The sequence below is a fragment of the Exilispira thermophila genome, from assembly GCF_055389015.1.
Genome location: NZ_AP042476.1, coordinates 1,086,030 through 1,099,686, shown reverse-complemented (window position 1 = coordinate 1,099,686; position 13,657 = coordinate 1,086,030). Strand labels below are relative to the sequence as shown.

The following is a 13,657-nucleotide window of genomic DNA, read 5'->3' as shown; positions in this document are numbered from 1 at the left end:
TTTATGGAGGATTTATATGAAAGTAGCTCTTGCTGTAAATTATGTTGCCAATAATATAGAAAATAATATCAAAAATATATTTAAGGCTATAAATGAGGCAACCAGAAATAATGCTAACCTTATTCTTTTTCCTGAAGCTGCTATAACTGGACTAATAAATAATGATATTCCTGAACATGATTTACCTTTAGGTGTTCCAATACCTGGAGAATTTACACAAACTTTAATTAAAATATCTAAAGAAAATAATATTTATATTGGTATAGGTCTTCTGGAATTGGAAGAGAAGAGGCTTTATGACTCAGCTATTTTAATTTCACCAGATCAAGGAATTATCTTAAAATACAGAAGGATAACTTCTGGTTGGCATGGAAAAAAGGTTAACTCTGAAATATATTGTGAAGGTATAGACATTAAAAAAGTAAAAACACCATTTGGAAGTTTTGCATTTTTAATATGTGGTGATCTTTTTGATGATAAACTTGTTTATAGAATTAAGAAAATGAAAGTTGATTATCTTCTTTATCCATTTGCACGTTGCTTTTTCGATGGAAGTTACAATCAAAAAATGTGGGATGAAGAAAAACTTGAATATGTAAATCAAATAGAAAAAGCTGGAACTACTACTTTTATGGTAAATTATTTAGCAAAAAAAGAATTTGATGGAGGAAGTTTTGGTGGTGCTATGGTAGTTTCTGGGAATAAAAATATTATATGTGAAATGCCAATTGGAAGACAAGGAATATTGTATGTGGAATTATAATGTAAAAAAATATATCCTTATAATTCTTGGTTTTTTTTTAATAATTATAGGATTGAAAAATCCAATGATTTTAATTTTCCCAATGTGGATTTTTACATATCTTTTAAAAGATAAATTATCTACCTTTTTAGAAAAAGTACCAGTTTCTGTTTCTTTTATAGTAAGTGGTGTGTTTTTTGGATTGCTAACAGAAAGTTTTGCTATTATTAATAATATTTCAATTCCTGTTAATCAAAGGGTATTGTTAAGTTCAGATCCTTTAACTGATTTAATATTTGGTTTTTTTTATTATTTAATATTGATTTTTAGCTGGTATTTGTTATTGTCTAAAATAAGATATTCAAAATTAGATGTTTTTATAATTACGGGTTTATACGGAATTTTTACTGAAGAATCAGGAAAAGTTTTTTTAAGAATATTTTCAATTCCAATTTCTGGATTTTTATATGCTTTAATTATAATGTTTGTATATGGTATATTCCCTATGCTTGCATATATGATAACAGAAGATAGGTTTAAAAATAAAGAAGTAATTTTAATTAAAAGATATTTGATTGCTGGTATTGTCTTATTTCTTCAATGGGGAATATATGGTTTATTTATTCTTCCCTTTTTAAAAAATATATAAGGAGAGGAATATGTGTCAATTACTAGGATTATCATTTAATTTGCATGTTACCCCAAATATATCATTCAGAGGGTTTAGGCATAAAGGGGATTTTAACCCTCATGGTTGGGGTTTAGCATTTTATCCAGATAAGTCAGCACAAATTATTAAAGAGCCTATTAGAGCAGGTGAAAGTCAACTTTCAGCATTTTTACAAAATTATTCACAAATAAAATCAAAAATATTTATTGGACATGTTAGATATACAAGTGTTGGAAGAGAAAGTCATAAAAATACTCACCCTTTTTCTAGAGAACTTGATGGAAAAGAGTTTGTTTTCGCTCATAATGGAACACTTTATAATTATTATAATTTAGATACTGGTAGATTCACTCCTATTGGAGATACTGATTCTGAATATATTTTTTGCCACTTACTAAATTGTATTGAAAAAAAAGGAATAACTCAATGGTCAGATGTAGATTATAAGTGGTTACACTCTAAATTAGAAGAGATAAATGATTATGGTGATTTTAATTGTATATTCTCAGATGGAGAGAATCTATTTTGTTATCATGATAAAAAAGATTATACTAGTCTTGAGTTTGTTATGAGAAAACCACCTTATCATGAAATTGAATTGCAAGATGAAGACTGGAAAGTTAATCTTGCTGCTGAAAAAAATCCTGAACAAACTGGTTTTATTATAGCTACTAAAAGACTAACAAATGAAGTATGGCAATCTTTTGCTCCAGGACAACTTATTGTATTTAAAAATGGAAAGATTATTTATCCAACTTCTTCCAATTTTTCTGGATTTAAAAAAGTAATTTTTACTGATATAGAAAAAGAAATTCTTAAAATAATAAGAAATAATCCTAATAGGTTAAGCTTAAAAGAAATTTCTAAGAAATTAAAATATTCAGATGATGAAATCAAAAAGTCTATTTTTTCTTTACTTAAAAGAAAATATTTAAGACAGGATAGTAGAGATAAGGTTAAATGGAATAATGAAAATGCAATATATTTTACAGAACCTGCAAAAAGAAAAGAAATAGATAATCTAATTTTATAAATTATTAATATCAATATTTTGTAACATTTTGATTTCTGTTGTTTTATTTATTTTGTTAATATTAAAAGTTAAGTTATTTATATTTATACTATTTTCTTCACCTATTTTTTTAACATCAGATATTATATCTTTAATATCCTTGAATTCTTTGACAATATCAGAAAGATTGTTAAATATAATTTCTATCTGGCTGTCAATCTTAGATACACTTTCATTTTCTTTATTAATTTCAAGTTCTATATTTTCGGAAGAAGATTTTATTTCATTTGTTATTTTAACAATATTTTGTACAGATTGATTAATTTCATTTATACCAAGATTGATTTCAGAAATCCCATTTGTTATTTCATCAAAGGAGTTAATAGTAAATTGAACATCATTATAAAGATTTTCAAAACTTTCACCTATACTTTTATTAATACTGTTGAGATTATTTGTTAAATCACTATTTTGCTTTAAATCTTTAGTAATTGCAGATGCATTTTTTGTTGTTTTATCTGCTAGTTTTCTAATTTCATCAGCTACAACTGCAAATCCTTTTCCATGTTCTCCTGCATGAGCTGCTTCAATAGATGCATTCATAGCTAAAAGATTAGTTTGATCAGCAATATCAATAATAATTTTTGCAATTTCTAAAAGACTTGAAGATCTATTAACAAAATCTTTAACAATATTATCCATCTCTTGTAATTGGTTTTTATTAATTTCCAGTATTTTAATCATGTTAGACATTTCATTTTTTCTATTTAAACTTATATTATTAATATTATTTATATTTGACGATATTTCCAATACTGCAGATGAAGTTTCATCAACTGAAGAAGCCTGTGAATTAAGATTATCAGCCAATTTAATAATATTCTTTGTTATTAAGGTAAGGGAACTTTTAAGAATTTTACTCTCATTGCTTAAAAGTTTTGTTTTTTCATTAATTTCTTTTAATTTACTGTCAGTTAAAATTATAGAATTTAATCCCATATCAGATTTTGAAACTAAATTGTTTCCAAGATTAATGGTTTTTTTTGATGAGTTAATTAATGAAGATAATTTATTAAATTTTGTAATATTTAAATTTTTTTCTTTTACTGCATCATCTATTAGTTCTTCTGAATATTTATAAATTTCTAATGAGATTATTAGTAAAGTTATTATTGCTATAGTTATTGCTATTAAAGTTGAAATTCCAGTAGAAACTTCATCAGGTTTTAAAAAACTAGAAATTTTAAAAAAATAGGATAAAATTAACATAATTACTAGTATAATCCCAACTATCAAAATTTGATTTTTATCTATTGATAATAAACTTGAAATTAATAAAATCGATAAAAAATAAAAAGCAAATTTATAAATAGTTAAATATCCTTCAACCGGAGATGTTATGATTAAAGAAGTTTGATTAAATAGAACATAGAAAATTGTGATATAACTTGAAATTTTAATTTTTCCTTTATTTAAAAATATAAAAATTAGTATAGCAATTGGTGTTGAAGATGCAATAAGAGAAGCTAATATTAAATCAGTTTTTGTTATAAATTTTAAAATAACTATAATAGAATAAAATACAAATAATATTAATGTTGTGTAAAAAATATATTTAGATTTTTTTTGATATTCAAAAGAAAAAGAATTATAAACCTTTTTAGGTATTATTAATGACAATAATTTATTCATTATTTTTCCCCTTTTCAAAAACATTAATATATAATAAACAATATATAAAGTTTTTATGATTATTAATAATTAAGGTAAATCTAATTTACTATTATAATTAAAATAATTTACTTTATAAGTAATAATTTTAAAATTGGTAGGATTGAAGTACTTTAGAAATATAAGTTAGCTATATTAATTTTATTTTTTTAAATACTTAATTTTAAAGTGATTTAATTAAGGTTCTATCTCAACTCCAATAGAGAAATAACATATAATATAAAAAATAAAAGGAAAATTATTATTTAATCTTATTAATATTAGATTTAATGATATCTAATAATACAATTATTAATCCAATGAACATCCCAACATAAATTGTTAAAAATCTCCATAAAATAGTCAATGTTGGAATATATTTAACAGGTAGAAGAGTTTTAAATATATATGCATATCCAGCTTCTGCAACTCCAGAAGATCCTGGAGTAGGGACAAAATACATGATAAAAGTAATTATAAGTTGATAAATATAAATTTCTAACAAATTATATTTTATATTTAAAAGATTTAATAAAAAAGGGGTAAAACTGAAAAGCAGGGTAAGAAAAAAAAGGGTGAAAAGAATAGAAAAGATAACAAAAATTTTATTACCAAAAAGATATTTTTTTATTGAAAAAGATAAAAAATTAATCTCTTTAAAAGAATATAATACCCATTTTTTAAATTTATTTTTTTTTATTAGTTTTAATTTTTTTAGTAAATAAAAAATTTTGTATATAAGTTTTTTTATAAGATTTTTCCTTTGAATTATGAAATAAAAAATTGTAATATAAGTTATCATAAAAATTAGAGCATATAAAAAAACAGTCTTTGCAGGAACAATTTTATCAATTGATTTGTCAAAAATTAAAATTAATGGTGTTAAAGTCAAAAAGAAAAACATTGCAAGAACAGTTCTTATGCTTGTAATTGCAGTTGCTTCACCAATAGCAATATTCGCTTTGTTTAAATAATATATTTGAATAAACCCACCTCCACTTGAAAAAGGGGTTATATTTGAAATAAATACATTTGCAAATATTAGTTTAACTAGAAGTTTTACTGGAATGGAATGACCTGTTGATAAAATTATAAAATAAAGTCTTAATCCATCAAATAAGAAATAAAGTATAAGCAAAAGTAATAAAATTGAAACATTTAAAAAATTAAGTTTTGATAAAATATAGTTGAAATAAAATTTAGAATTTGAAAATGTTTTCAATAAATAAAAATAAATAAGAATTGATAATATGAGAAAAATAATAAATGAAATTATAAAATTTTTAGATTTTTTATCCATAATTTTAAAATGGCTAATTTTTATTTGCAATATAGGTAAAGCATTTTATAACAATGTCAAATTATTTTAATAATGGTGATTGATTTTTTAATTGGTTATCTTATAATTCTCTAAGATTAAAATTAAGGTTAAACTAAATTTGATGTAAATCTTTATTAATTGATTTTAAATATTATTAAAAAAAACATATAAATGTCAACTTTGGTATATATGTAATTGTTAATAGTTAAATTGTAAATTATTAATTATGAAAAGAATAAAATATAAATTATTTCTTTATGTAAGTCTATTTATTCTAATTGTAGTATCATTATTTCAAATATATTTATACTTTTTTGAAAAAAAAATTTATGATATAAATGGAAAAAATCTTTTAAAAATTAAAGAAAGTGTTAAGAAAGATAGTTTTAATGTTGCTGTAATTGGTGGTATTTCAAACAATAATTATACATGGGAAGATTTTAAAGAAAAAGTTAAAACATATAATGTTGATTTTGTTATTTCTCTTGGAGATTTTATTTTTGAAAGTTCTGAATCTAATTATAGGCAATTTTTTAAAATGTTAAAAAACTTTAATATCCCATTCATATCTTGCATTGGAAAAAATGAATTTAATGATGGTAGAGCAATAAAATTTATAAATTATTTTGGACCAGAATTTTTTTCATTTGAAGTTAATGATAATCTTTTTATTTTTCTAGATACAACTAAAAATTTTATTTCTTCCAGTCAAAAGATATTTTTAGAAGAACTTTTTGAAAAACCAAAATTTTACAAACAAAAATTCATTTTTATGAATAAAGCTCCATTTCCTTTTGATATAAAATTAAGAGGCATAAAAGATTATTATCTTTCAAACAAAGGTGATCAAAAATACTTAAAAAACTTTATTGAAAAGCATTTTATAGATGCGGTGTTTATTGGTTCTTTACCATTATACTATTACAAAAAAATAAACAATACTTCTTATTTTATAAGTGGTGGTGGTGGTAGATCTCTTATATCAAATAATAGATCAAGTTTTTACCATTTTATTTTATTTTCTGTAAATAAAGATAGTTTCAATGTTAAACCTATTGAGATATTTCCAATTCAGAAAAGTTTTATAAAAAAATTATTCTATAGTATCTGGTTTAAAATTTATTCTTACTTATATGTTAATATGTTTAATCTTATTATGTTACTTGCTTTCATTTTTTTTACCTATTCCTTTTTATTTCTTATTTTGAGTGAAGATATAGATTATTATGCAAATTTTATGTTTGACTATTCAAAACTTCCTGAAAAAAAATTTTATTCTATTGCTATGTTTACGGATTCATATTTTCCAGCAATAGGGGGAGTTCCAATTTCCATTCATACATTAGCTGAAGCACTTATTAAAAAAGGTCATATAGTTTATATATTTGCTCCTGAGTATAATAAAGAAAGATTTGGAAATTTTAAAGATCCAGATTATGTAATTAGAATTCCATCAATAACCAACTATAAAAAAAGGGGAAAAGTTATCCCTATTGCAAATATTTTTTCAAAAAAAATTAAGAAAAAAATTGAAGAGCTGGATATTGATGTAATACACTCTCACCATCCATTTTGGGTAGGATTTAAAGGTAATGCAATAGCTAAGAATTTAAAACTTCCTTCTATATACACTTATCACACCAGATATGAAAAATATGCACATAATTTACCAGCTTTTTTAGAAAATTTGTTAGGTTATAAATTAACCCATTGGTTTATCAAATATTTTTCTCAAAGAAATGATGCTATTTTTTCTCCTACAAATGACACAAAAAAGTATTTAAGAAGTATTGGTGTCAGTAAAGAAATATTTGTAATTCCAACAGGTGTAGATATTAACAAATTTAATAATGTTACAAAATCTGAAGTTATTAAATTAAAGCAGGAAATATTATTAAAAATAAATTCTAATCAAAATATAAATCAAAAGATTAATTATTTTAAAAAAAATCCTCAAATAATGGAGAAATTTATTCTTTTTACTGTTTCAAGATTGGATAAGGAAAAAAATATTTATTTTATTATTGAAGCTATTTCTTATATAAAAGAAAATACAAATAAAGATATTTTACTTCTTGTTGCAGGGGATGGACCTGAAAAAAATAATCTTATCAAATATGTACAAAAACATAATCTTGATAAAATAGTTTTCTTTTTAGGAATGGTTGATCAAAGAAAATTACCAACCTATTATAAAATGGTTGATCTTTTTGTATTTGCTTCCACAACTGAAACTCAGGGGATAGTTCTTCTTGAAGCAATGGCTGGTAATAATCCTGTTGTATGTATAAAAAGTTCTGGAACAAATGATCTTGTTGAAGATGGCTATAACGGTTATAAAACAGAACATAATATTGTTGAATGGAGTCAGAAAGTATTAAATTTAATTGAAGATAAAAATTTAAGAAATAAAATATCTAAAAATGCATATAAGTTTGTATTGAATTACACATCTGAAATTATGGCAGAAAAAGCAATAAAAGTTTATGATAGTCTTTATAAAAGAAAGGTATTTATCCAGAAAATATTAAAAAAATAAAATTATTTTATTATTTTTAAAGTTGTAGTTATTTAATTCAACCTGGAATAAAATTAAAAATTGGCTTTATATATACTAATTTAAAGCAGATTCAAAAAAGGAAATAAATTCATCCCATCTTTTGTCATCATAATCTAAAAAATCATGATAACTTTTTTTTAACCAGAATATTTTATATTTTAATAAAGAAGATTTAAATAAAGTTTCAGTAAAACTATTATTTACAATAATATCTGAAGATCCTAAAAATAAATAAAATTCAGGATTAATTTTAAAATATTTTTGGTGAAATTTTTTATTTTTAATTTTACTTTTTAAAAACAATTGATTTCTAGCAATATCTGATAACCAGAATTTTGAAACAAGTCTATGTATTCTTATATCTTTAGATCGTCTTATTAAATACTTTTTATTATCAGTTAGATTTTTGTACATTTTTAAATAAAGCTCATAAGAGTTTTTTTTATATTCTTCTAATAACAATTTTTGAGAATCCTGTCTCATCAATTCATATTTAGAAAATAAAAAATGAAAATATTTCAACATGAGTTCCCCAAATTTATTAATTAATCTGGGATGATGAGACAACCAAGGGTTTAAAAGAATTACTTTTTTAATTCCATTGATTTTATCATAATTTTGTAAATTTGAATCTTTAATATTTTTAAAAAGATTTAATTTTGAATCTAGATAATTATACAGGTAGATATAATATAGTGCTTCTAATCCTCCCATAGAAAAACCAGTAAATAAAAACTCGGGATAGGTAAGTTCTACATTTTTTTTCTTTTTCCCTTTAAGATTAGCCATCCCTTTTATTAAAAAAGTTAGTTTTTTATAAAAATGTGAATAAACAAGATCAACATTTTTTATATAATCATAGAAAGAATCGAATGTTCCCCTTATACCTTCAGAATTTCCATATCCTTGTTGATCAAAAGCAAAAATATTGTAGTTATTTTTTAATAAATAATAAAAAAATTTAGGATGGGAAGAAGAGTTTTCAGCATTACCATGAATAAAAAAAATTGATGGTTTTAAAGGATCCTGAATCCAGGATTGAAAAAAAAGTTTAATTCCTTTGTCATTTTTGATAAAACCATAGTTATGAAATTTATTTAGACCATCATCAAAAAATACCAGACCCTCTTCAGAAGAAATTCTGTAGTAAATTTTTATAGTTTCAAAAGTGAAATTATCTTCAATAAATACAGCTTTTCTTAATTCTTTTTGTAAATCCCAATCAATATTTGCTTTTCTTCCCATTAAAACAATCCTATAGAAACATGCTTTTATATTTATCACAGTATAAACAATTAGAATATATTATCAATAAAAAAAGAATAATATTATCAATAAAAAATATAAGATACTATAATTAAAAAGGGGTTGTCTCCAAGTTTTATGACAACCCCTTATTTTGTTTTATACCTGTATTATATTCCTTTATACTTTTTTTAAAAAGTCAGCTAAAATGTCTTCAAGATTTGGTTTACCAATTTCTTGAAGTTCATATGTTACTCTATATGATGGTTTATTAATTTTAACAATTCTACCAAGGTCAATTGGAGTTGCAATAATAACTGCATCTGCTTCAACTCTATTGATTGTTTTTTCAAGGTCTTTTACCTGTTTTTCAGAATATCCCATTGCTGGTAATAATGTCCCAATATAAGGATATTTTTTATAAGTTTCTTCAATTTTTCCTACAACCCATGGTCTTGGATCAACAATTTCGCTAACACCAAATTTTTGAGCTGCAACTATACCTGCACCATAAGTCATCCCCCCATGAGTCAAAGTTGGACCATCTTCAACTACCAATACTTTTTTACCTTTAACTTCTTCATATTTATCCATAAATAATGGTGAAGCAGCATCAACAACAATTGCATCTGGATTTAATTTTTTAATATTATGTCTTACTGTTAATATATCTTCATTTTTTGCAGAATCTATTTTATTAATAACAACAACATCTGCCATTAGTAAGTTAGTTTCACCAGGATAATATTTAACTTCATGTCCAGGTCTATGTGGGTCAACAACAGTAATCATTAAATCTGGTTTATAAAAAGGCATATCATTATTACCACCATCCCACAGTATTATATCAGCTTCTTTTTCAGCTTCATCCAGAATTGCTTGATAATCAACACCAGCATAAACTACAATACCTTTATTAATATGTGGTTCATATTCTTCCATTTCTTCAATAGTACAATTGTGTTTTTTTAAATCTTCAATTGTAGCGAATCTTTGAACTTTTTGTTTTTCTAAATCGCCATAAGGCATTGGGTGTCTTATTGCAACTACTTTTTTACCCATTTGTTGTAATAATTTTCCTACTCTTCTTGTTGTTTGAGATTTACCACAACCTGTTCTAACAGCACATACAGCAATAACAGGTTTTTTAGATTTTAACATTGTGTCTTTAGAACCTGCTACTTTAAAATCAGCACCTGCTGCCATAACAAGTGATGCTTTATGCATAACATATTCATGTGGTACATCTGAATAAGAAAAAACAACTTCATCAACTTTTAATTCTTTAATTAAATCATAAAGTTTTGCTTCTTCATAAATAGGTATCCCTTCTGGATAAAGTTTTCCAGCTAAAGAAGCAGGATAAACTCTGCCTTCAATATCAGGAATCTGTGTTGCAGTAAATGCAACTACTTCATAATCTTCATTATCTCTGTAAAGAACATTGAAATTGTGGAAATCTCTACCAGCAGCTCCCATAATAAGAACTCTTTTTTTTGCCATAAAATCCTCTCCTTAATATAATAGATATACTGTTATTACAATTATCATATTAAATTTTAAAGTAAAGTTAATAAAAAGAAAAATGATTTACATAAGAAATAATTTTTATAAAAAGCTTTTAATATTGAATTGGATTTAATAATAAATAGAAGATTTTATAATAATTTAAGTTAGTAATAATTTAAGTTAGTAAGAAATTGATGATAATGGATTTAACAGTGATTAAAAAAGATTTTTTATGTATTTAATTTTTAAGTAGACTTTCCCATTTTTGATATTGATAATTTTTCCCATAAATTGAATTTTCTGTTTTTTAAAAAGATAAAGGTCTCCATCAACTGTTCCAATAGCTAAACCTTCAATAAAAATATCAGACTTTTCATAAACTAATGCTTCAAAAGATTTGTTTTTTTTATCAATTTTGTTAACTATCCCTTTCCATTTAATAAACAGCCCTTTATATAAAAAAGGAGTCTGAATAACTTCATTAAATTCAGGGTTGTAAAAATTATCATCAAATGATGGTTCTACTAAAAATTCTCTGAATAATTCGGCTTTTTGTTTTGTTAGCAGTTTTGCATTAGAATTTTGTATTTTATTAATTAACATAAGAGAAATATTATATTGTTTTTTTATTATTGCTTTTTTTAATTGTAAAAAGTCTTTTTCAATTTCTTTTTCGGAATTGTAAATTATTACATTTTTATAAGTATCATTAATATTTTTTTCAATTGTAGTATTTTTATTATTATCAGAATTATTTGCTTTGTTATCCAGGTTATTTGAATTTTCTATGTTTACTTTCTGATTTTTATCTATAGGTAAATAGTTTGTATTGATTTTATCAATTTTATTTTTTGATAAATTAAATATATTATATTTTAAAAAATATGTGTTTATAAAATATAAAGAAATTAATGCTAATATTATAAAAATAGAAAAATAAATTATATATCTTTTTTTAAATAAAGGTAAATGTTTCTTAATATTTAATTTTTTTAATATGGAGTTTTTAGAAACTATTTTTGAATATGGTAATTTTCCAAAAACTTTTTCAAAATTTAAATATTTTGCATAGAGTTTAAGATTTTTTGACTTTTTAAGGGATTTAAGCAATTTTAAAGCTATTTTGTTATTTTTATCAATTTTAAGTTTTTGAAGTAAAAGATTAACTGCATCAGGGAATTTATTCTGTTTTATTAAAATAAAAGCTTTTAAAAGGATAAAGTCATATTTAGGGTGATTTTCAAGTTTTTCCCATACTCTTAAAGCAAGTCTATGATTATCAAGATAGAAAAGTATTAATCCATAATAAAGAGAAATAATCTCATCAAATGGATAATTTTTATATAATATATTAAAAATTGTATATGCTTTATCATAGTTATGTTCTTTTAATGAGATAACACCTTGAATAAATAGTTTAGAATGTTTATAATTCATTTTAACATAACACCATTATTTACTTTTTAGTTATTTTATACAACATTATAAAATTTATAACATATTTTAAAATTATTGTTAAATGATATAGCAATTTTAATTATAGTAGTTTTAAAAAATTTGTAGTATAAACTCCGTTTTTAAAATCTTTGTTATTAATTATTTTTTTATAAAATTCGATGTTTGTATCTATTCCTGATATAGCAAATTCAGAAAGAGCAACTCTTGCTTTTTCCAATACTTCTTTTCTGGTGTTTGCAGAGATTATTAATTTTGCAATTAATGAATCATAATATTCCGGGATTTCATACCCTGCATAAATGTGTGTATCAACTCTAATTCCCTTTCCCCCTGGTAGAAAAAGTGCTTCTATTTCACCAGCACTTGGAGCAAAATTAAAATTTGGATTTTCTGCATTTATTCTAAATTCTATTGCATGTTTTTTTATTTTAATGTCTCTTTGCTTTATAGCTAAAGGCTGATCAAAGGCAACTTCAATTTGATTTTTAACAATATCAATGTCAGTAATTTCTTCTGAAACAGGGTGTTCAACCTGTATTCTTGTATTCATTTCAATAAAATAAAGATTTTTACCATCATATAGAAATTCAATAGTTCCTGCTGAATTATATTTTATGTTTCTTGCAATTTTTAATCCATAATTAATTAATCTATTTCTATCATGAAATCCTAGAGTAGGAGCAGGAGCTTCTTCAATCATTTTTTGATAATTTCTTTGAATTGAACAATCTCTATCAAAAATATGAACAACATTACCTTTATTATCTCCAAGAATTTGTAGTTCAATATGTTTTGGATTTTCAATATATTGTTCAACATAAATATCAGGACTACCAAAAGCTTTATTTGACTCTTCCATTGCTATAAGCATTTGATCTTTAAATTTATCTTTCTTCTTTATAATACGCATCCCTTTTCCACCACCACCATAAGCAGCTTTTATTATTACAGGAAAACGGATCTTTCCACTATTTTTTAAAAACTTTTCAACATCGGTTTTATTTTGTAATACTTCTGACCCACTTATTGTTGGTATACCAAGACTTTTTACTTTTTCTTTTGCTTTTAGTTTATCCCCCATAATCTCAATTAATTCGGGATTTGGTCCTATAAATTTAATGTTATTTGTTTTGCATATATTGGCAAAATCAGTATTTTCAGCTAAAAAACCATAACCAGGGTGTATAGCATCTACCTGAAATACTTTAGCTGCTGAGATTATATTATGAATATTTAAATATGATTTACCTGGATCAGCAGGTCCAATACAAATTGATTCATCAGCAAGATATCTATGAGCAGAATTAATATCTGCTTCAGAATATATAGCTACAGTAGAATATCCTAATTCTTTTGCAGCTCTAATAATTCTAATAGCAATTTCACCCCTGTTAGCTATAAGGATTTTTTTTCTAACCATTTAAATTTCC

Annotated in this window: 10 protein-coding genes; 4 read left to right on the top strand and 6 right to left on the bottom strand. The window is 23.5% G+C overall.

The annotated features are described in order from the left end of the window. Positions 1–16 precede the first annotated feature (16 nt). Genes ACZ5EC_RS04735 through ACZ5EC_RS04725 form a run of 3 tightly spaced genes read left to right on the top strand, consistent with a single transcriptional unit; the run spans position 17 to position 2,445 of the window. Positions 17–763, top strand: coding sequence for a carbon-nitrogen hydrolase family protein (locus tag ACZ5EC_RS04735; RefSeq protein WP_464303808.1), 747 nt, complete (start codon positions 17–19; stop codon positions 761–763). Further along, a complete protein-coding gene (locus tag ACZ5EC_RS04730; protein WP_464303807.1) occupies positions 750–1,391 on the top strand; it encodes a hypothetical protein in 642 nt (213 codons plus the stop codon). The genes ACZ5EC_RS04735 and ACZ5EC_RS04730 overlap by 14 nt, the downstream gene beginning before the upstream one ends. Positions 1,392–1,401: 10 nt before the next feature. Further along, entirely contained in the window at positions 1,402–2,445 is a 1,044-nt protein-coding gene (locus ACZ5EC_RS04725) for a class II glutamine amidotransferase (protein WP_464303806.1), read from the top strand. Here the strand turns inward: ACZ5EC_RS04725 and ACZ5EC_RS04720 are convergent. Both ACZ5EC_RS04720 and ACZ5EC_RS04715 read right to left on the bottom strand, forming a co-directional pair. Beyond that, a complete protein-coding gene (locus ACZ5EC_RS04720) occupies positions 2,440–4,116 on the bottom strand; it encodes a methyl-accepting chemotaxis protein (RefSeq protein ID WP_464303805.1) in 1,677 nt (558 codons plus the stop codon). The genes ACZ5EC_RS04725 and ACZ5EC_RS04720 overlap by 6 nt on opposite strands. Before the next feature lie 280 nt (positions 4,117–4,396). Further along, entirely contained in the window at positions 4,397–5,434 is a 1,038-nt protein-coding gene (locus tag ACZ5EC_RS04715; RefSeq protein WP_464303804.1) for a lysylphosphatidylglycerol synthase transmembrane domain-containing protein, read from the bottom strand. Positions 5,435–5,681: 247 nt separating this feature from the next. On the opposite strand from ACZ5EC_RS04715, the gene ACZ5EC_RS04710 reads away from it, so the two are divergent. Next, positions 5,682–7,994 (top strand): glycosyltransferase, encoded by a 2,313-nt coding sequence (locus ACZ5EC_RS04710; protein ID WP_464303803.1) that lies wholly within the window; start codon positions 5,682–5,684, stop codon positions 7,992–7,994. 75 nt (positions 7,995–8,069) lie between these two features. Here ACZ5EC_RS04710 and ACZ5EC_RS04705 read toward each other — a convergent pair whose 3' ends face one another. The 4 genes from ACZ5EC_RS04705 to ACZ5EC_RS04690 all read right to left on the bottom strand — a co-directional run bounded on the left by ACZ5EC_RS04705 (position 8,070) and on the right by ACZ5EC_RS04690 (position 13,647). Beyond that, positions 8,070–9,260, bottom strand: coding sequence for an alpha/beta fold hydrolase (locus ACZ5EC_RS04705; RefSeq protein ID WP_464303802.1), 1,191 nt, complete (start codon positions 9,258–9,260; stop codon positions 8,070–8,072). 180 nt (positions 9,261–9,440) lie between these two features. Further along, positions 9,441–10,763 (bottom strand): cyclic 2,3-diphosphoglycerate synthase, encoded by a 1,323-nt coding sequence (locus ACZ5EC_RS04700; RefSeq protein WP_464303801.1) that lies wholly within the window; start codon positions 10,761–10,763, stop codon positions 9,441–9,443. 222 nt (positions 10,764–10,985) lie between these two features. Continuing rightward, entirely contained in the window at positions 10,986–12,206 is a 1,221-nt protein-coding gene (locus tag ACZ5EC_RS04695) for a tetratricopeptide repeat protein (RefSeq protein ID WP_464303800.1), read from the bottom strand. Positions 12,207–12,306: 100 nt separating this feature from the next. Further along, entirely contained in the window at positions 12,307–13,647 is a 1,341-nt protein-coding gene (locus tag ACZ5EC_RS04690) for an acetyl-CoA carboxylase biotin carboxylase subunit (protein ID WP_464303799.1), read from the bottom strand. Positions 13,648–13,657 lie beyond the last annotated feature (10 nt).

Excerpts from the sequence above, each read along its gene's own strand:
- ACZ5EC_RS04710 (WP_464303803.1), top strand. The coding sequence starts at position 5,682 with ATGAAAAGAATAAAATATAAATTATTTCTTTATGTAAGTCTATTTATT.
- ACZ5EC_RS04735 (WP_464303808.1), top strand. The coding sequence starts at position 17 with ATGAAAGTAGCTCTTGCTGTAAATTATGTTGCCAATAATATAGAAAAT.
- ACZ5EC_RS04700 (WP_464303801.1), bottom strand. The coding sequence starts at position 10,763 with ATGGCAAAAAAAAGAGTTCTTATTATGGGAGCTGCTGGTAGAGATTTC.
- ACZ5EC_RS04715 (WP_464303804.1), bottom strand. The coding sequence starts at position 5,434 with ATGGATAAAAAATCTAAAAATTTTATAATTTCATTTATTATTTTTCTC.
- ACZ5EC_RS04720 (WP_464303805.1), bottom strand. The coding sequence starts at position 4,116 with ATGAATAAATTATTGTCATTAATAATACCTAAAAAGGTTTATAATTCT.
- ACZ5EC_RS04690 (WP_464303799.1), bottom strand. The coding sequence starts at position 13,647 with ATGGTTAGAAAAAAAATCCTTATAGCTAACAGGGGTGAAATTGCTATT.
- ACZ5EC_RS04730 (WP_464303807.1), top strand. The coding sequence starts at position 750 with ATGTGGAATTATAATGTAAAAAAATATATCCTTATAATTCTTGGTTTT.
- ACZ5EC_RS04695 (WP_464303800.1), bottom strand. The coding sequence starts at position 12,206 with ATGAATTATAAACATTCTAAACTATTTATTCAAGGTGTTATCTCATTA.
- ACZ5EC_RS04705 (WP_464303802.1), bottom strand. The coding sequence starts at position 9,260 with ATGGGAAGAAAAGCAAATATTGATTGGGATTTACAAAAAGAATTAAGA.
- ACZ5EC_RS04725 (WP_464303806.1), top strand. The coding sequence starts at position 1,402 with ATGTGTCAATTACTAGGATTATCATTTAATTTGCATGTTACCCCAAAT.